This is a genomic window from Paenibacillus sp. TSM33, from assembly GCF_056099025.1.
In genome coordinates this window covers 1,020,408-1,037,761 of sequence record NZ_JBLZXB010000010.1, presented here as the reverse complement: position 1 = coordinate 1,037,761, position 17,354 = coordinate 1,020,408, and the positions used below count along the sequence as shown (strand labels likewise).

Genomic DNA, 17,354 nt, shown 5'->3' with positions numbered 1-17,354 from the left:
CCTTGACTATGAATGCACAGCAAGTCCAGCGTTTTGTCCACACCTATCTGGAAGCTACCGGGTGCAGCATCATTGAGAGGTCTCCCCACCATGTTACCGTCAAGCTATCTCCAGAGGCAGATAAAGCCTTGACAAACCGCCCCTACTATTGGGGCTATGTAGAGCGTACTGGCGTTCCAGCGCAGACGATGTCCTTCACATTCATCTTTGATGGGGAAGCCTATCGGACGGAACAGGAACGTTTAGCGGCCCAGACCCCGCCAGCTCCTAAAGCGGGCAATGCAGCACAAGATCAGGTCATGGGACGGTACTTTGGTCATGTACCGACGTTGCCGCAATTAGGGCCTGGCCGTATTATGCAGGAGGAGCTTCGATACGGAAGCCGTCGGCTGCATCAAATTTTTGAAGCCGCTCGGGATGGAGGAAAATATGTTTATTTGTTCGAGCAGCCTGATGCTCGTCAGTTGTCTGCCCGTTCTCCTGTAGTCTATGAAGCTTGGCTCAGCGTCTGCTACAAGATTGAGTTTGCCTGCGATTTGAAGCGTGAAGAACTTCAGTGGCTAGGGATTTCACTCAAAAGTGGCACTATTGTAGCCGACTTTGGCGCCATACTCGGCAACCGGCAACTCAGTCCGCTGCTGGCAGGCAATATGCATGTACAGCCAGCGCAGCTATCTGTACCTGAGGCTTCCGCCTCGCTTGAAAGCTATCTCACCGAACAGCTCCGACAGCAAGATTATAGCTGGGCTGAGCAGGCGAAGGAACGATTACGCGAGGAACTAGAGGTTATTGACCACTACTACGATGATCTCATCAAGGAACAGAAAGAGGAAGAGGATAAAAAAGAATCCGTTATGGAACAGCATCAAGCTCGCCGTAAAGAAATGGTATGGCAATATGAGCCAAAGGTACTCGTATCCGCCATTAACTGCGGGATATTTCATCTGCGGTAACTGATATCTCACGCTCCTTCGCGGAAGAATTGCAGACATGTCGTCAAGTTGTAACATCTTGCTTCAGCCTACACCAGTTTCCACTGCCGCAACTACAAGCATAGTCAAGCCTATCTCCTATGTATCGACAACAAAAAGTGAACCTGGATACGACATTTGCACCGACAGAGTGCAGCAGTCTTTTCATCGGACAGGCTGTATGCTAGTTAAAAAAGAATGCCTCCGTCGGCAAGCCATCCGACAGAAAGGTGGATTCCATTGAAGAAAAATCATTCCGGGCACTATAGCGTAGGTATGATCGCAGCTGTCCTGATCGGCCTGTCCGCAGTCTGTCCGTTCACTTCCATTCATGCTGCCCCCTCAGCCGTTTCAGAAAGCAATTTAAGCCCAGCACCCATCAACAATGAAAGCTCGTGGGGTCCTCCAATGGAATCCATGAGTCCTACTGCTCCTTCCGCTTCCCCTGGGGACGTTTCGTCAAAGCTTCCTAATCAGCAGCAAGGAGTGCCCGAGGGCGTGAAGCGAACAGCGGACGACACCGTACAATCCCTATCGTCGCAGCCCCCTTTTGCTTCGTGGAAAGACGCCGAGCTCAGCTACCATCCGCTCGGACCCGGGACCCATAGCTGGCTTGTTCAAGTGAACCATGCAGGAGAATATATTGGCTACCTGATTATCGGATCTGACCCAAGCGGCGCTTATCAACTCAACGAATACGGGAATGGACCAGGTGGACCTTATAGTATGGATGTACTTCGTCAATCTCTTATGTCCCTCACAGAAACCGAATTTTCTTCTATCGACAAGCTGCAAATTACACCTATGTATGAGGAACCTCTATTAGCCTACTGGCTGGTGCGTTCCTCTACGGGTAGCCAAATAGGTATTGATGCTGTTACTGGCGATCCGCTACCTGTTGAAGTAGCAGATGGGAGCTGGAAGCATAAGCTCCAGAACAACGCGACTTCTTCATCTATACCCTTTTTGAAAACTCAGGCACAAGCAGTTACTGTGTCGTCTGATCCTTTCGATCCCTATGAGGATCTGGGCTGGCTTCAACCTAAGCAAGAACTTTCCATTCATGACACAGGCCAATTTATGGACGCGTTAAGTAATTCACCACGTATGATTTTTTCTGCTACAAGTATCAATTTTGCCTTTGGGGGACCCTTGTCCATTAGCGGGTATCAAGCTTGGATTTCTCCTGATCATCCGTCCGAACCCATTTTATATGCATTGACCTACCACGATGGACTTTCCCGATTTGTGCCACTACAAAAGTTGTTGCCCTATGGTGAATTTTTGTATTTGAAATCTTAGTTATTTCAGTAACCATAAAAAGGTATTTGAAATTATCCTTAGAACAACATAAAAAGAGACCTCAAATGGCATTTCTCTCATGCCTCTTGTGGTCTCTTTGGCGTGTTTAACGTTGCTCTCTTCGCCCTCTGCGTGTGGATGTTATCCACATTTTGAGAGCGAGGGGCAACATACCAAACCATTTGCTCACCCACGGCTCCTTGGCTTGCTTTTGGCTGCGTCGAACATCACGCGGCGTTTCCATATAACGCACAATCCGCTGTGTTATATACGTCACCAGCTCGTCACTCTTCGCCATCCTCATTACCTCCTCCATCTGCACTTATCACTTCCGATCACCATGCTTGGAAATATCAAATTACACATTAGGTGCAGATACCACTAGCTTGCACAGTTTCCAGTAGCTCTAACCCTTGCGGGAATAACTATGCATGGTTCCCCTTAAATGGAACATACTATCTTCAACTAACAGTTACCCCAAGGCTAATGGTTCTATTTAAAGGCAGCAATGCTCTTTAGGTTTGATGTCTGTTATGCATGGTTCTCAGTAAACAATCAATTCGTCCATTGGAGGAATAGAACGTGTTGAATAAAAAGTTAAACAGGATATGGCTGATTGGGCTGGGCTTAAGTTTTTGTATCCTTTGCAGTGCTATATTTCCCCCGTTAGCTTATGCAACTACACAGCCTGATGAGAAAAGCACCGAGACAAACAAGCATGCAGAAATCCAGTTTAACCGGTCCTATCACGCTTTTGCCAAACCCGTCGTCCTGATTGATGTAGGTCATGGTGGTGTGGATGGTGGAACAAGTCACAAAGGACTTCTGGAAAAAGATATTAATCTTGCTATTGCTCAAAAACTGTACCTGATCTTACGCTCCCAGGGTTACCCTGCTGTTCTGAATCGGGACAAGGACTACGCACTGAGTGATGATAACCGTTGGTTGCAGTCCAAATCACGGCATCTTAAAGACCTCGCCCAACGTAAAAGCTTGACAGAACAACTGCCCACTGCTGTGGTTGTAAGCCTGCATGTCAATTGGGCAAAACGGGCCGAAAAAAAAGGACCCATTGTACTGTATCAGGATGAAGGCAGCAGCTATCTGTTAGCTGAACGGATTCAGCATTCATTAAACCGCTTATTTTGCATGAATAGACAAACCATGTACGGAAAACCCTTTTATCTTCTAAATAAAATCCAGCATCCCGCTGTAATTGTGGAAACCGGATTTATCAGCAATGAACAGGACCGAGCCATGCTTTCCGGGGATCCCGGTCAAAAAAGCATTGCTCAAGCTATAGCCGAAGGCATTATTGCGCATCTGACGGCATGGTAGTATTCGTGGCTGGGTCTCCTGTCCATCCCCATACATCACGCACCAGATCGCTAATGCCGACAAATTGTGCATGGTCCTTTAATTTGGGAACCGATGAATGAAGTCCTGAAGAGGTATACATGCCAGACACGCCGACATGTCCAATCGTTACACAGGTGTCGTGCTCAGCCAACCATTCAACCACCTTGGTAAGTTGCCGATTCACATGGGCGAGTGTATGAACATCATCCAAAAAAACATCATTTCGCACTGGCGGCATTCCCTTTTTAGCAGCAAGTTCAGGCACCACTGACCGATAATTAGTACGGCTATCAACAAAAAATAGTCCATGTTCCTTACACACATCAAGCACAACGGACATAATGCGCTTGTCTGAGGTGACCTTGGAGCCCATATGGTTATTCATTCCTATGGCATACGGAACATCCTTAATAGCTGCTGTCACCTTGGCGCGTACTTCTGCATCCGTCATATTAGCCTTGATTGCTCCAGGTCCAAGCCATTCAGGCTTGCCCTGCTTGGGCTCCATTGGAAGATGGACGATAACATCATGACCACGCTTATGCGCTTCCATAGCGTCCTGTTTGGTTGTTGGCAGGAAGGGCATTACAGCAACGGTGATTTTGACGGGTAAATTTAAAATCTCCTCGGTACCTTTCATATTGTTTCCTAGATCGTCAATAATGACGGCAACCCTCTTTTGCCACTGGTTCTGTTGGTCTATCGCTTCAGCAAAAGTAGTTCTACAGTCCATAAATAACATACAGACTGAAATACAAAGCACTACAATTATTTGCATTCTAGATCTTGCATGGTGTATAAGCGCATAAGACGAATCCTTCCGGCTGCGTGATGCCTTTAAAGCTTTTTTTATTATATTTCTCAGTTGCAACTTCCGTCGTGTACTCATTTGCGGGTCAGCCTCCTTCTCTGTCCCTTCATTGTGTGAGTAAAACCGTTTAAATATGTATAAGGCAGATCTGAGATATAATCTCTGATCTGCCTTATAGTGTGCGTAATAACGTATATTAAAGCTATTCACCAGTTTTTGTCGATAAACTCATCACGACCAGATTGGGCTCGATCTTCCTTATAATGCCTCACATTCTTTTTGTGGTAATCCTGATGATACTCCTCTGCCGGATAAAAAATCGAAGCGGGAAGAATCTCCGTTACAATTGGCTTATCAAAACGTCCGCTTTGTGCCAACTGTTCCTTGGATTGTTGTGCAAGCTCTCGTTGCTGCTCCGTATGATAAAAAATTGCAGGTTTATATTGTGTGCCTCGGTCCTGAAATTGACCTTCTCCGTCGGTAGGATCTGTTTGCGGCCAATACAATTCAAGTAGCTTTTCATAAGGAAACAGCTCAGGATCAAATGTAATCTGCACCACCTCATAGTGCCCTGTTGTTCCTGTTTTAACCTGTTCGTAGGTCGGATTGGCAATCATCCCTCCAGTATAGCCTGAGACAATACCTTGGATGCCCGGCTGCTCCTCGAACGGAGTCACCATACACCAGAAGCATCCGCCTGCAAAAGTTGCTTTTTCCATCTTTCATCCAACCTTTCAATAGCTTCATCATAAAACATGTTATTTTCTATCATATCTTAAAAATGAAATATATAAAAGAATTGCTCATCAACTCGAACAAAGTGCAAGTCCTTGTAATGGAATCCTTGCTGGGAAATCTGCAATAATTCCGAATATAAGAAAAGGCTTATAAAACTGCTACAAGAGCAATTCTATAAACCTTTTCTAAATGGATGCGGTCGAGAGGACTCGAACCTCCACGGGGGGTTAGCCCACACGGACCTGAACCGTGCGCGTCTGCCAATTCCGCCACGACCGCATATATATTTGTCGTCTATCTCGAAAGAATCAATCTTTCTTAGCGACAAGATAGATCATACCATGCTCAAATAAAGTTGTCAAACCTTTTATTTTCACTTGATAAAAAAGGAATAATACGATAATATAAGAACATAGGTTCTCAGGAACATAGGTTCCTTCACTTCAATAACTATGAATTATTATCACATTTCCCTAAGGCGGTGAATGGTAATGATCTCTCCAGATACTAATCAGCATCCATGCTCTCTTGTGAAAAGTTATCTGCTCCTTACCTTTATTCAGAAAGTATTTGAGCGTGACAGCCTCATTCTTGAAGAAAGCGGCGTACTGAAAACCCCTGATCTTTATGTCGAAATGGTTAACGCAGGAATAGATCGTACCGGAATCCTGCTATCTGAAATTAAACATGAATTTAAAAAGTATCACGTTCGTGTTCTAGACATCCAACAAAACCACTCCGGCGTTCACGCCACCTATATATATAAAGACGTCAAAGAGCAGTTCAGTATGCCTATGTCCGCATTCCGCAAAGAAATGTATGAACGAATGCGAGCTTATTTGGGGCTCCCTACCTCTATGCCTCATACGGCGTCTCTACCTTTACCAGAGAAATATCGCCCCCAATTACCCAATAACTCAACCCCCAAACCCCTACGCGTTGTCGGGCGAAGTTGGGTTGCATCTTCTTCTGCCTATAAGCATAAATCCCCTCGCCCTGCTGCTTTTGCTGCAAGCAAAAGAGCATAATCCCCGCACTACACGCAAAAAGAAGCTTCCGCAGGCACCAACTGTGCTCGGAAGCTTCTTTCCATAACTATCATTTGTTTAGAATAATCTAAGTTCGCTATTACGAGTATGAGTATATCTGTATAATGATTCGCTTTAATGTAACGCCTTCTGTACACGGGTAACCCCTTGACTTAGAGCATGTCCTCCACCAACTGCAGCAGCTACAGCAACGGCCTCCATAATCTCCTGGTCACTGGCTCCTTTGGAACGCGCCTCATTCACATGATAAAACGTGCACACTTCATTGTTGGCAAATAAGCCAATACCTAGCGCAATCAGTTGCTTGGTTTTTTCATCTAAATTGCCAGCTTGGAAACATTCTCCGGTAAAGCGATGATAGGCATGAACTACCTCGGGCAACTTATCTTCCAAATGGCTGATTTGATCCTTGTATGCATGTACTTTTTCGTCCATAACCGTCATTGACACAGCACGCCCTCTCTGTTGAGTTTTCCTTCATTACTGTGTCCGGTTTAGAGTTTCTGTATGCCTAATGAAACACCCAGTTTTTTATCCAATCCCCATTTGGAACTCGTTTCTTAATCCAGATCTACTGGATTGTGACGCGGCTCGCTGAACGGCTGGTATGTATAACTGCGATCCAGCTTGACCACACGTCGATTCTGGCGGCGAATAAGCACCTGTTCATCATCCCATGCCAGTACAATGCCAACCACATCGTTGGACTCCAATCCATCGCGTACAACGCGTACCTTTTCACCAGAGAGTCGATAAGCATCCAATTCTTCGTCCATTATCATCCATGTCCCCTCCTTATCCATTTTTTCAACACAACGGCCATAATTTTATACACATGAAAAAAGTTTAAAAAGAGACCTAAACGAATCATTTAGGTCTCTTTCCGCTTACTACTTATATGGATTGCCAACAGAGCAACAAATTATCCCGACTGATTTACACTGTGATCATGTTCTTTTGTATCGTTCTTCTCGTACCAGAAGTCCAGCACTTGTGCAGACAACACTCGCTGTTCTACATACTCCACTTGGTGAGCAGTAAATTCTTCTTTCCAAGAGAAGGATAACTCTTCGCATAGGTTAACCAACGTCAACAACTCAGACCAGGCCACATAGCGTTTATACCAAAAAAACTGAGGATGTTCAATCATATAGGGATACAAATCGTCGAATTCCGTATGCTTACAATCCAAGGCGCGTTCAAAATGCACTTTAGCCGCTGCCAGTTTTTCCAGAAAAAACTGTTCGGTCAATTGTTCATTCCCCATGTTGCTGCCTCCTCTCCCAAACCTTATCTATATTATAAGCGAAATTGATGCTCATGCAAAGGTTATTATTAGAAATAAGGATCCAGGCTTTCGAATTGTTACTATTCAGCAAACTCTATCTTACCGTCAGCCAATGACGAAATTTTAACCAATGATTCTACACGGATGCCCTGCTCACGGATGGTTCTCGCTCCGGCCTGAAACATTTTTTCAACCGCAACTCCGAATCCAACCAACTCCGCTCCAGAGCGTTGAATAATTTTAACCATGCCTCGAGCCGCATCGCCATTAGCGATAATATCATCAATGAACAACACACGATCATGCTCATGAATAAATTGACGAGACAGCATAATATCGGTGACAATACCTTTTGTAAATGAAGGCACACGCTCACACAGCGCATCTGGATCAGCTAATAAAGTCTTTTTACGACGAGCAAATACTAACGGTACACCCAACTCCAACGCTGTCGCAAACCCAATGGCAATGCCTGAGGATTCCACGGTCACTACTCTGGTGATTTTCTCTTCCCGGAAACGGGCTGCGAACTCTCGTCCCATTTCCATTGTCAGCTCTGGATCAACCTGGTGATTGAGCAATCCATCCAGCTTTAGCACCTGATCTGACGCAATCACGCCTTCATTTAAAATTCGTTTTTTTAATACTTCCATTCCATGACCTCCCACGGCATTCCTATGCGGTAAAAGTACCATACTTCACCTGCCGCTTTCAAGCTATAGCCTGCTTTCCATGCGTTCATGTGACATTTTTTTTACGTTTGTTCCAGAACCATGCGGTGATTCCTCCCAAAACGATTAAAAGAATAACGATCAGGCCTACCCGGTGCGTCACCTTCTCCATCAGCTTCGCCACCTGTTCCCAGTGCATGCCCACCGCATGTCCGATCCCTAAAAATGTACCGCACCACAGCAACGCTCCTGCCGATGCATAGCCGATATAGCGAAAAACACCTAAACGGGTTGTACCTGCCAGATAAGATGATACATGTCTTAAGCCGGGGACAAAATATCCGAACAAAATTCCCCAGGTCCCATAGCGTCCGAACCAATTTTCCGAAGAGGCTATCCTAGAAGGCGTAAGCCTCACCCATTTACCGTATCGGTGCAATAGTGGCTTGCCCAGCAGACGACCCAATGTGTAGCTAAGCATCATGCCTGTCATACTACCGAAAAATGTGACTGCCAGCGCGGCAATAAAGTTGTAGTGTCCTTGAGACACGAGCCCACCGAAGGCAATCATCAGCACTTCGTCGGGTATCGGCATACCAGCTACTCCAAGGGCAAGCAGGCCGAACATCGCCAAATATCCGTATTCCAGTATCCATGCAAGGATTTGACCCATAAATTACGCTCCCGTCAAGCTATTCATTAAATGCAGTATAATTATTTTCAGTCTCATCCAGTCATGTCCTATTTCAGTTGAACATAGTTTGTATTATATGCTCGCTGCAGCGTTATTCAAGCAGGCAGGCAAGGGGGGACTGGGAATGAAACGTAATATTCATGTTTTTCAGATTGCTTTTACATACATTGGTACAATCGTCGGTGCCGGCTTCGCTACCGGACAAGAGATATTGCAATTTTTTACGCAATATGGACGTTGGGCTACAATCACCATCATGCTGTCCACACTCCTATTTGTATGGCTAGGTACGAAAATGATGCTGATCGCTCATGATATTTCAGCCCGCTCCTACGAGGATCTGAACAAGCACCTTTTTGGTGCCAATGCCGGAAAATGGATCAGCATATTCACACTTATTGTGTTGATTGGCGTGAATAGCGTCATGCTGGCAGGAGCCGGCTCTGTTTTTGTGGAGCACCTTCACCTGCACTACCAAACTGGACTGCTCATTACACTAATCGGAACTTACTTGCTGCTGAATAAAGGTATTAAAGCGATTTTGCATATGAACACCATTGTTGTCCCGCTGATGATCACCATATCTCTTTTGCTTGTTCACAGCACTCTTTCCATGCCCAATCCGCAAAGCTTTATTACGAATACGACAGATCACAGTGCGCTGCGAACATGGATCTCTCCGCTCCTGTACACGTCCTTCAATCTAGCTATGGCTCAGGCTGTGCTTGTCCCTCTAGGCAGTCAAACTTTCTCCCGTAGAACCATCCGCTGGGGCGGTGTATTGGGCGGAATTGGTGTTGGCTTTATGCTGATGGCTGCACATTTTGTCATGTCAGCGCAAATGCCAGGCATTCAGCAATTTGAAATCCCTATGGGAAGCATCGCTTATCGTCTAGGCGCCCTTGTTGAAATCATATACATTCTACTCATTTTCATGGAGATCTTTAGCACCTTTGTGGCCGACATTTATGGAGTCAGTCTACAAATTCGTCAGCATGTCCAAATTTCGCCCAAGCTCATTACATTATTCATTATGCTCACCTGTTTTTTAATCAGTCAGTTCGGCTTCAGCTCACTGTTATCTGTGCTTTATCCTATTTTTGGAATGCTCAGTCTGATGTGGGTCAGTAAACTGATCTTAGCAGGACGCGGAAGACCTTTCCGCTCCTCACGTCCTCGCTCCAGCTTTCGGCATTCTGATTCCAAACCAGGTGATACCCGTCATGGTTAGTGTGGAAATTTCAAATACATTTTCTTCAGTTCGTTAACAGCACGACTTAATGAATAGCTTGATTTAGCCTTGTCGCAGGCGGATCTAGCCAGTTCATAACGATAAGCAGGGTCAGCGATGACCTTTTCTAATGCGTCTGCCAGTGCCCTCGGATTATCAGGTGGCACGAGCAGACCATTTACCCCATTTTCAATCTGCTCCGGTATTCCCCCTACTTCTGTACCTACCAATGCCAGACAGCTCAACGCCGCTTCTGCAAATACGGAGCCAAAGGCCTCCGCCCGCGAAGGCAATACGAATACATCAAAAAAAGGCATAAATTCTTCCGGGTGAAGAGTATATCCATAAAAAATCGTCTCATGGTATATATCTAGCTGTCGTGCCATTTCTTCCAGCTCAGGCCGAATCGGACCATCTCCAATGATATGGAGTACAAATTCCTGATTTCTTTTTTTCAGCTCAGCGCAAGCCTGTAATAGAATATCAAGTCCTTTGGCGGGAACAAGTCGGCAAACGGTTATGAGCTGTGTCACTTCATTTTCGTGAGGAATGGGCTTAAATCGCTTCTCATCATATCCATTTGGAATAACCACAACATCTTGCGGATACTGTACATAAGGTGTTAAGTAATGCTGAAAAGATTGCGATACTGCTATCAGGCGATCCGCCTTCTGCTCCATTTCTCGGTACAGCGACACTAAGAATTGGTGTTCAGGCCCGTTCTCCTCTATTTTCCCGTTTAGAATTAACTCCTTCTCATAGGAAGAGTGAATCGTCTGTACGAGCGGTATATTAGGAAATACGTTTTTCATAGCGAGCCCGGCAATCGGATGATGAGCGTGAATAAGGTCAAAGGGCTTCTGAATACGAAGCCGAGTCCACCACAAATAATCGCGGTACGTCTGAATATATTTTTGAACGATTGGATATTGCTCATATCTCGTCCAGTCGAAGGTATCAAAGGTTACTTCGTCCCTACCCTTGTTACGAATCCGTTTAGGGATTGAAAATAGCTCCATTTCCCAACGGGGGGACGTAAATCGCTCTTGCAAATATGGAATCATGGATGAAACGCCTCCCGGTTGCTCGGGTGGGAAAAATAGAGCCTGTAGCAATTTCATGAGTGCTTCCCCTTTCAAGCATAAACTGCCCGGAACACAGGATATATGTATAGGTTTCCGGATTTTCTGAAAGATGATATATTGAGAATAAATGTTAGGCACAAAAGAAAATTATAACATTTTAACTGGAATAAATCCTGTCTATTGTATCGGAACGATATCGTCCGTTCAATAGATAGATTAATTTTACAAATGGAGTCGGTGATGTTGACGTTGTTGTCCTTATTGGGAACCTTGGGCTCCCCATCTCTGGCCGGGGCCATAAGTGCAGCCTGCGGTTTGTATATTATACTCATGATGGCGCTAATGTGCGTGATCATATATAGCAGACAACGAAAAAAAGCCTATATCCTTTTTTCGGTTGCCGCTATTTTTATTATGACATATGAAGCGATGAATCTCTATTCGGCAGGCGGCGGCCAAATGCAACTGCAGGGAATCGTGTGGAAAAATGCTCTGGAGGCATTTGCCTTCGTGCTCATTAATGCCGCTGTATTTCAGCTTTACCGAAAGCTAAAGCTTGTGGAAAAATGGGTCTTGCTGTTGCTGGCTGCGTTATTATTACTGCCGGTAATGGCCTGGACTTTAGGTTTGTTGCCCACTTGGGTCAGCCCAGTGAAGTTGGTTGGATTCACTCTGTTTTATCGAGTGTCGGTGCTTATATTAAGCCTTCTGTTCATCACCCCACGAATCGGACAGCCAAAGAAATTTATGGCAGGCTTATTCGCTTACTTGCTCTGGCTTGGTTTTCTCTGGCTGCGAAATGACATCCCTGAAGAAGCAGACGGGTCAAGCACAGTCCTGTGGATGTCATTTTTACCATTGCTGTACTATACTACGCTATTCATCATCTTGTTTGAACGGATTGTGGAGCTACTGCAAAGGATTTATCGTTCTTCCATTACCGACGGCCTTACAGGACTGTATAACCGTAAATATTTTTCGGGAAGACTACGGCGATATATGGACCAGGGAATCCGCGTGTCGGTCATTTTTTGCGATATTGACAATTTCAAAAAGCTGAATGATACGCAGGGCCATGCTCGTGCGGATGAAGTTCTCAAGCAGGTCGCACAGATTATGGAGGAGGAACTGGATGAGATCGGGCTGACCGGACGATACGGTGGCGAGGAACTGGTCGCGATGGTTGTGGATCGGCGGGCCAAGGTCGGACATGTTGCAGAACGAATCCGCGAACGGGTCGCTGAGGAAAGTATTGTCACTATCAGTGTCGGACACAGTACAGTAAAGAAGGAAATGAACCCGGATGAACTCGTCAAGCAGGCCGATCAAGCCATGTACATATCCAAAACGACAGGCAAAAACAAGGTTACAGCTTATAAGGCAGCGGAAGTGAAACAAAGTCGGGCAGCACGCGCACAATAATTCGCTGCCTACGATTCGTTGTGAAGGTTAGGTTTGAAAATGCTTTGTCTATTTATCTATAACATAAAATGACGCACAGGAATCTCGTACGAGCCTGTGCGTCATTTGTATTTGATCTCGCCATCAAACTTCTGATGTTGCAGATGCTATATCACGGCCGATCGATGCCAGCTCTTCGCTAGTTAGCTCTCGATAGCTGCCTAGTGGAAGCTGATCATCCAGCTTCAATGGCCCCATGGCTGTTCTTTTCAAGTAGGTCACCTTTTTACCAACCGCCTCGAACATGCGCTTCACCTGATGAAACTTACCCTCATGAATCACAAGCAAAATATAGGAAATGATTTCTCCATCTGCCTGATGCGGCTGTTCATGCCGAAGAATCGTCAACTGCGCGGGAAGGGTGACATACCCATCGTCCAGTTCTACTCCTGCTGCAAATTGATGAATATCCTCCTCCGTGACATGCCCTGACACCGTAGCTTCATACGTTTTGGGGACATGACGCCGTGGAGACAGTAGTTCGTGCGCCAGCTTGCCGTCGTTGGTCAACAGCAATAAGCCTTCTGTATCTTTATCGAGCCTCCCTACTGGAAATGGCTCAAAATGTCGTTCCTCCGCACTCAGCAAATCCAGCACTGTTCGTTCCCTCGTATCTTCGGTTGCAGATATGACACCTGGGGGCTTGTGCAGCATGATGTAAATATACTCTCGAAATACAACAAGTTCGCCGTTCACTTCAATTTGGTCTTGGTATGGATGAACCTGTAAGCCGCTATCCTTGATGATCTGTCCGTTTACCGTGATCATCCCTTGCTTTACCTGTCTCTTGATATCACTACGGGAACCATAGCCCATATGGGTTAAAATTTTGTCCAAACGCTGAGTTTGTCTTCCTTTTCCACTCATACCGATGTCCACCTCCAGCCTGTAGGGTATTCATTTTTAAGCATGCCGTCCTGCCATTTGCCCCACCCGGCCGAATAACCATCAATACACACGAGAGTATAGCCTTTGGGTTGGACTTCATTCCGAAGCTCCATTCTCTCAACAGGGATGGACAAGGTCTCCCCTTTTAAATACCGGATGGCTTCAGCATCCGAACTGGAAAGGTTGATACTTCTAACCGCCTCAGAAGGGCGCAAAGCCACCGCCAGCGGATGTGAAGGTACAAAACGACCATTCTTATCGATTCCCATAAACCAGCCCGGACGTACTACCTTAAGCCCGTCCAAACGATGTGATGCCAGCGGCGACTGATAAATGCGATCTCCGTAGACCACCGTATAGCCTGCAAATGAAACCTCCAACTGCTCCTGGACAAATTGGTGATAGGACTCCAGCACATCTAGTGGAGAGCGTACAGCAGATTTTGCATTTTCTTTGCCTGTACGAGACTTGTTGCCATCAAAGCCGCGCGTAGCCTTTCCTTTGCCTGACTTTCCGCCTATACCTTTTCCGGCTCGCATCGACTCACCCGTCGCACGTCTTCCTTGGCCACTTGGGATGAGCGCTTCCTTGACCTGCAAATGTTGCCTCTTCTGCGGATATGCTGCTTCTATGTTTAATATTCTGTCGTTCTTGTTGGTATTTGGAGCCAGATCCCCTGATTCAGTATGATCTGCTGTCGAAGCGACGCGACCACGACCCTGATGCTGCAATACAGCAATAAAATGGCCTTCCCCCTCTACAAGATGCGGCCAGAGGCGTGCTGTACCTCGCAGTTCCGGATGTGCCGATGCAATCTCTTCATTCATCCATTCCGGGTGGCCTGGTGCAAAACCTGCTTCCGAAGGGACAGGGATTACGTTAAAATCGGGGTTAGCTTGCAGAAATTCTGCAATCATTCCTTCATTTTCTTCGGGGGCAAAGGTGCAGGTCGAATAAACAATTCTTCCCCCATCGCTCAGCATCGAGGCTGCTACACGCAAAATGTCCCGTTGCATGACCACACATTTTTCCACCGAATGTGTTTCCCATTGTTTGGCCATATCCTCATCCTTACGGAACATGCCTTCTCCCGAACAAGGTGCGTCAATTAAAATTTTATCAAAAAAATGAGGAAAGGCATCTGCGATACGATCCGGGCTTTCATTCAATACCACGGCATTGCGCACACCGTACAATTCCACATTTTTAGCCAACGCCTTGGTTCGATCGGCGCTAATATCATTGGTCACCAGTACGCCGCTTCCTTGCAGTTTGGCTGCGATTTGGGTTGATTTCCCTCCCGGTGCAGCGCACAAGTCCAAAACTGCCTCATTCTGAGCTATATTGAGCAGTTCAACCGGAGACATCGCGCTCGGTTCCTGTACGTAGTACAACCCAGCATGATAGTAGGGGTGTAGTCCGGGCTTAGTGCCGTGGGGAATGTAAAAGCCTGTGCTGCACCACGGAATCGGCCGCAGTTCGAACGGAGAGCGTTCCTTAAAATCCTCTACCGGAATTTTTAATGTATTGACGCGAATCCCGGCATGGGGCGTATGGTCATAGGCAGCCATAAAAGCCTCAAATTCATCGCCGAGCAGTTGCTCCATGCGCTTTACAAATGCTGTGGGGAGCTGTACACCCATAATCGTAATCATCCTGTCCTGTTAAAATAAATTTTATTGTACCATAATCAACCTGCTATCCGGCAGTATCTGTGTGATTTACAAACTTTCACTACAAGCTGTAATGTTGTATAATAATGAAGTTCATAGTTACATATTTTAGATTTTGATAGGAGAGATTCCATTGAACGCACAAAAATCCAACAAAAAAAAGCTTATACCTGTCATTGGCTTTTTTGTTGTGCTTGTCATTTTGCTTGGAGTGCTGCTCGCTTTAAACTCAGGTACTAAAAACAAGCTGTACGGCGTTTCCACAGCCTCTTTAAATCCTGCTACCCAGGAATTGCTAAATGATCCGAACTACCAGCAAATTATTAAACCAGAAGATTTACAAAGTAAAATTGACAAAAAGGAAAGCTTTTTCGTCTATCATTTCGCGTCCGACTGCGTTCACTGCCGCGCCACCACTCCTAAGCTCATGCCTTTGAGCAAGCAAGAGAATATCACGATGCACGAATTTAACCTACGTGAGTATGAGGCCGGCTGGGACAAGTACAAGATTGAGTATACTCCCACGCTTGTTTATTACGAAAAAGGCGTGGAAAAGGAACGTATGGTTGGTGGGTTGAAGGAAAGCCCTTCAGACAACGGCTACACACTCAACGATTTCAAAGCCTTTTTTGAGAAATATAAAAAGAACGTAACCTCTTAGACAAATGTCTCACGCCCGACAATGATAAAGCAGCCCGATCCCTGTGAAACGGATCGGGCTGCTCGTTTATTATGCGCTACAACATCAAGGCGCATCCTTCGTTTCCACCGTAGCTGAGCGTAAGCTGCCAGCAGCCTGTCTTCGCCTAATCGAAGCTTCCAGCGCCTGCTGACGCTGCTCATGCTTTTCGCCACGCCGAGGACCTCTCTGCTGAGGGACGTTGACCCGAACGGACAACGCTGCCTTCTCCACGGCCCGACGCAGCCCAGGTTCGATGATTTCAATCGTCAAGTCCCGATAAATCGGCGGTTGACGTTGAAGCTCTTCCGAACCTTCCATAACAGCTTCAGCAAGCTGCCGGGCGCAAGCGCGCGCCTCATCTACCAGCTTCGCCATATTAATGCCCAGCGCCTGCGAAGAAGCATGTTCCAACCTGTGTACCGCACTGTCCAGCATCATGTATCCACCACGATAGTTACCATTGCGAAAATGATACAGTCCTACAGCAACTTGCAACAAACCTTTATATACAGGGTCTCGGTCCAGCTTAAGCCACAGCTCTTCCAGTACCTCATGACATTCAAAGTAATCCCGATCCCGATTGAAGTATACCAAATAAGTCACGTACAACGGTTCATAGGAAGGGTTCACCATTTAAAACTCATCCCTGTCTTCTTCCTTAGTTGAAGCTTCCAGCATCTCTTTGACCTCATCATGCAGCTGCTTGATTCCTTCCATGTCGTGCCGCTCCCACAGTTCATTGAATCTGCGCTGCGCCTCAATCGTTTCACTAATTTTATGGTAGAAATACAGACGGTGCATGCCTGTTAGCACTTTGGATACAATATTGGCTTCATCCTCAAACTTCTTCTGTGCTTCCAATATTTCAAGACGGATGGAAGACATCTCATTATCCAACACAAAGGCTGCCTCAGCCGCTTTTTTCAACCGGGCTCGCATATCATCCGGCAAGCTCTCACGATACTTATAGCTAAGAGAATGCTCTATGGTTGCCCAAAAATTCATAGCCAACGTACGGATTTGAATTTCGGCCAGCACGATCTTTAACCCCACTGCTGTCTGAACCGGGTACTCCACAATCATATGAAAGCTGCGATAGCCGCTATCTTTATAATTGGTGATATAGTCCTTTTCATACAATACCGTCAAATCCTTACGTCTTCGAATATATTCGGCTACCCGCCGAATATCCTCTACGAATTGACACATAATGCGAATGCCGGCAATATCCTCGATCCCCGTCTCCAGTTGATCAGGTGAAACCTGTAATCTCTTCGCCTTATCGAGGATGCTGGATATTTTTTTAACCCGTCCGGTTACGAATTCGATAGGAGCGTATTCCTCGCGCTTTTTCAGCTCCGCACGCATTGTTTTGAACTTGACCTTAAGCTCTTCCACCGCCTGATCGTATGGCAGCAAAAATGTTCCCCAGTCTCTTCCGTCCATCCCCG

Annotated in this window: 20 protein-coding genes and 1 tRNA gene; 7 read left to right on the top strand and 14 right to left on the bottom strand. The window is 46.0% G+C overall.

Features of this window, described 5'->3' with window-relative positions; all coding sequences use genetic code 11:
• Window positions 1–2 precede the first annotated feature (2 nt).
• Both ACN6NF_RS08795 and ACN6NF_RS08790 read left to right on the top strand, forming a co-directional pair.
• Entirely contained in the window at window positions 3–953 is a 951-nt protein-coding gene (locus ACN6NF_RS08795; protein WP_474316887.1) for a YqhG family protein, read from the top strand.
• A gap of 258 nt (window positions 954–1,211) precedes the next feature.
• The gene (locus ACN6NF_RS08790) at window positions 1,212–2,273 is read left to right on the top strand and encodes a hypothetical protein (RefSeq protein ID WP_474316885.1); all 1,062 of its coding nucleotides are present in this window, start codon (window positions 1,212–1,214) and stop codon (window positions 2,271–2,273) included.
• A gap of 106 nt (window positions 2,274–2,379) precedes the next feature.
• Here ACN6NF_RS08790 and ACN6NF_RS08785 read toward each other — a convergent pair whose 3' ends face one another.
• The gene (locus ACN6NF_RS08785; RefSeq protein ID WP_474316883.1) at window positions 2,380–2,571 is read right to left on the bottom strand and encodes a YqzE family protein; all 192 of its coding nucleotides are present in this window, start codon (window positions 2,569–2,571) and stop codon (window positions 2,380–2,382) included.
• Between the two features lie 284 nt (window positions 2,572–2,855).
• Between ACN6NF_RS08785 and ACN6NF_RS08780 the strand changes: the two genes are divergently transcribed.
• Window positions 2,856–3,611: an N-acetylmuramoyl-L-alanine amidase gene (locus tag ACN6NF_RS08780; protein ID WP_474316882.1), complete on the top strand. Its 756-nt coding sequence runs from the start codon at window positions 2,856–2,858 to the stop codon at window positions 3,609–3,611.
• On the opposite strand, the gene ACN6NF_RS08775 is transcribed toward ACN6NF_RS08780, so the two are convergent.
• The 3 genes from ACN6NF_RS08775 to ACN6NF_RS08765 form a co-directional block, all read right to left on the bottom strand.
• Window positions 3,586–4,521, bottom strand: a complete 936-nt coding sequence (locus ACN6NF_RS08775) for a divergent polysaccharide deacetylase family protein (RefSeq protein ID WP_474316881.1) — start codon at window positions 4,519–4,521, stop codon at window positions 3,586–3,588. The genes ACN6NF_RS08780 and ACN6NF_RS08775 overlap by 26 nt on opposite strands.
• 128 nt (window positions 4,522–4,649) lie before the next feature.
• Window positions 4,650–5,162 (bottom strand): peptide-methionine (S)-S-oxide reductase MsrA, encoded by a 513-nt coding sequence (gene msrA / locus ACN6NF_RS08770; RefSeq protein WP_474316880.1) that lies wholly within the window; start codon window positions 5,160–5,162, stop codon window positions 4,650–4,652.
• 213 nt (window positions 5,163–5,375) lie between these two features.
• Window positions 5,376–5,460 (bottom strand) — tRNA-Leu (locus ACN6NF_RS08765).
• A gap of 212 nt (window positions 5,461–5,672) precedes the next feature.
• Between ACN6NF_RS08765 and ACN6NF_RS08760 the strand changes: the two genes are divergently transcribed.
• Entirely contained in the window at window positions 5,673–6,209 is a 537-nt protein-coding gene (locus ACN6NF_RS08760) for a YhjD family protein (RefSeq protein WP_474316878.1), read from the top strand.
• Between the two features lie 135 nt (window positions 6,210–6,344).
• On the opposite strand, the gene ACN6NF_RS08755 is transcribed toward ACN6NF_RS08760, so the two are convergent.
• From ACN6NF_RS08755 to ACN6NF_RS08735, 5 genes are all read right to left on the bottom strand, one after another.
• A complete protein-coding gene (locus tag ACN6NF_RS08755; protein ID WP_474317549.1) occupies window positions 6,345–6,674 on the bottom strand; it encodes a carboxymuconolactone decarboxylase family protein in 330 nt (109 codons plus the stop codon).
• Window positions 6,675–6,790: 116 nt separating this feature from the next.
• Entirely contained in the window at window positions 6,791–7,012 is a 222-nt protein-coding gene (locus tag ACN6NF_RS08750) for a hypothetical protein (RefSeq protein WP_063209269.1), read from the bottom strand.
• Window positions 7,013–7,152: 140 nt separating this feature from the next.
• Window positions 7,153–7,497, bottom strand: coding sequence for a hypothetical protein (locus ACN6NF_RS08745; protein ID WP_013370520.1), 345 nt, complete (start codon window positions 7,495–7,497; stop codon window positions 7,153–7,155).
• Between the two features lie 101 nt (window positions 7,498–7,598).
• Window positions 7,599–8,171 carry a xanthine phosphoribosyltransferase gene (locus ACN6NF_RS08740; RefSeq protein ID WP_016819754.1) on the bottom strand — a complete coding sequence of 191 codons (573 nt, stop codon included), beginning with the start codon at window positions 8,169–8,171 and terminating at the stop codon, window positions 7,599–7,601.
• Between the two features lie 85 nt (window positions 8,172–8,256).
• Entirely contained in the window at window positions 8,257–8,862 is a 606-nt protein-coding gene (locus tag ACN6NF_RS08735; protein WP_474316876.1) for a DedA family protein, read from the bottom strand.
• A 145-nt stretch (window positions 8,863–9,007) separates the two neighbouring features.
• Between ACN6NF_RS08735 and ACN6NF_RS08730 the strand changes: the two genes are divergently transcribed.
• Window positions 9,008–10,114, top strand: coding sequence for a YkvI family membrane protein (locus ACN6NF_RS08730; RefSeq protein WP_474316875.1), 1,107 nt, complete (start codon window positions 9,008–9,010; stop codon window positions 10,112–10,114).
• Here ACN6NF_RS08730 and ACN6NF_RS08725 read toward each other — a convergent pair.
• Entirely contained in the window at window positions 10,111–11,235 is a 1,125-nt protein-coding gene (locus ACN6NF_RS08725; RefSeq protein ID WP_474316873.1) for a glycosyltransferase family 4 protein, read from the bottom strand. The genes ACN6NF_RS08730 and ACN6NF_RS08725 overlap by 4 nt on opposite strands.
• A gap of 204 nt (window positions 11,236–11,439) precedes the next feature.
• Here ACN6NF_RS08725 and ACN6NF_RS08720 point away from each other — a divergent pair, with 204 nt between their 5' ends.
• Window positions 11,440–12,621 (top strand): GGDEF domain-containing protein, encoded by a 1,182-nt coding sequence (locus ACN6NF_RS08720; protein ID WP_474316872.1) that lies wholly within the window; start codon window positions 11,440–11,442, stop codon window positions 12,619–12,621.
• A 123-nt stretch (window positions 12,622–12,744) separates the two neighbouring features.
• Here ACN6NF_RS08720 and ACN6NF_RS08715 read toward each other — a convergent pair whose 3' ends face one another.
• Both ACN6NF_RS08715 and ACN6NF_RS08710 read right to left on the bottom strand, forming a co-directional pair.
• Window positions 12,745–13,527, bottom strand: coding sequence for a pseudouridine synthase (locus ACN6NF_RS08715; RefSeq protein ID WP_474316870.1), 783 nt, complete (start codon window positions 13,525–13,527; stop codon window positions 12,745–12,747).
• Window positions 13,524–15,191, bottom strand: a complete 1,668-nt coding sequence (locus tag ACN6NF_RS08710; RefSeq protein WP_474316868.1) for an RsmB/NOP family class I SAM-dependent RNA methyltransferase — start codon at window positions 15,189–15,191, stop codon at window positions 13,524–13,526. The genes ACN6NF_RS08715 and ACN6NF_RS08710 overlap by 4 nt, the downstream gene beginning before the upstream one ends.
• A 163-nt stretch (window positions 15,192–15,354) precedes the next feature.
• Here ACN6NF_RS08710 and ACN6NF_RS08705 point away from each other — a divergent pair, with 163 nt between their 5' ends.
• Window positions 15,355–15,882 (top strand): thioredoxin family protein, encoded by a 528-nt coding sequence (locus ACN6NF_RS08705; protein WP_474316866.1) that lies wholly within the window; start codon window positions 15,355–15,357, stop codon window positions 15,880–15,882.
• 84 nt (window positions 15,883–15,966) lie between these two features.
• On the opposite strand, the gene ACN6NF_RS08700 is transcribed toward ACN6NF_RS08705, so the two are convergent.
• Both ACN6NF_RS08700 and yjbM read right to left on the bottom strand, forming a co-directional pair.
• On the bottom strand, window positions 15,967–16,536 hold the full coding sequence (locus ACN6NF_RS08700; protein ID WP_474316864.1) for a DUF309 domain-containing protein: 570 nt from the start codon (window positions 16,534–16,536) through the stop codon (window positions 15,967–15,969).
• Complete coding sequence (gene yjbM / locus ACN6NF_RS08695; RefSeq protein ID WP_013370510.1) at window positions 16,537–17,349, bottom strand: GTP diphosphokinase; 813 nt, start codon at window positions 17,347–17,349, stop codon at window positions 16,537–16,539.
• Window positions 17,350–17,354: the final 5 nt, after the last annotated feature.

What these genes read in the sequence shown, in the direction of transcription:
- ACN6NF_RS08785 (WP_474316883.1), bottom strand. Translation starts at nt 2,571, where the DNA reads ATGGCGAAGAGTGACGAGCTGGTGACGTATATAACACAGCGGATTGTG.
- ACN6NF_RS08775 (WP_474316881.1), bottom strand. Translation starts at nt 4,521, where the DNA reads ATGAGTACACGACGGAAGTTGCAACTGAGAAATATAATAAAAAAAGCT.
- msrA (WP_474316880.1), bottom strand. Translation starts at nt 5,162, where the DNA reads ATGGAAAAAGCAACTTTTGCAGGCGGATGCTTCTGGTGTATGGTGACT.
- ACN6NF_RS08760 (WP_474316878.1), top strand. Translation starts at nt 5,673, where the DNA reads ATGATCTCTCCAGATACTAATCAGCATCCATGCTCTCTTGTGAAAAGT.
- ACN6NF_RS08755 (WP_474317549.1), bottom strand. Translation starts at nt 6,674, where the DNA reads ATGACGGTTATGGACGAAAAAGTACATGCATACAAGGATCAAATCAGC.
- ACN6NF_RS08750 (WP_063209269.1), bottom strand. Translation starts at nt 7,012, where the DNA reads ATGATAATGGACGAAGAATTGGATGCTTATCGACTCTCTGGTGAAAAG.
- ACN6NF_RS08745 (WP_013370520.1), bottom strand. Translation starts at nt 7,497, where the DNA reads ATGGGGAATGAACAATTGACCGAACAGTTTTTTCTGGAAAAACTGGCA.
- ACN6NF_RS08740 (WP_016819754.1), bottom strand. Translation starts at nt 8,171, where the DNA reads ATGGAAGTATTAAAAAAACGAATTTTAAATGAAGGCGTGATTGCGTCA.
- ACN6NF_RS08735 (WP_474316876.1), bottom strand. Translation starts at nt 8,862, where the DNA reads ATGGGTCAAATCCTTGCATGGATACTGGAATACGGATATTTGGCGATG.
- ACN6NF_RS08730 (WP_474316875.1), top strand. Translation starts at nt 9,008, where the DNA reads ATGAAACGTAATATTCATGTTTTTCAGATTGCTTTTACATACATTGGT.
- ACN6NF_RS08725 (WP_474316873.1), bottom strand. Translation starts at nt 11,235, where the DNA reads ATGAAATTGCTACAGGCTCTATTTTTCCCACCCGAGCAACCGGGAGGC.
- ACN6NF_RS08720 (WP_474316872.1), top strand. Translation starts at nt 11,440, where the DNA reads ATGTTGACGTTGTTGTCCTTATTGGGAACCTTGGGCTCCCCATCTCTG.
- ACN6NF_RS08715 (WP_474316870.1), bottom strand. Translation starts at nt 13,527, where the DNA reads ATGAGTGGAAAAGGAAGACAAACTCAGCGTTTGGACAAAATTTTAACC.
- ACN6NF_RS08710 (WP_474316868.1), bottom strand. Translation starts at nt 15,191, where the DNA reads ATGGGTGTACAGCTCCCCACAGCATTTGTAAAGCGCATGGAGCAACTG.
- ACN6NF_RS08700 (WP_474316864.1), bottom strand. Translation starts at nt 16,536, where the DNA reads ATGGTGAACCCTTCCTATGAACCGTTGTACGTGACTTATTTGGTATAC.
- yjbM (WP_013370510.1), bottom strand. Translation starts at nt 17,349, where the DNA reads ATGGACGGAAGAGACTGGGGAACATTTTTGCTGCCATACGATCAGGCG.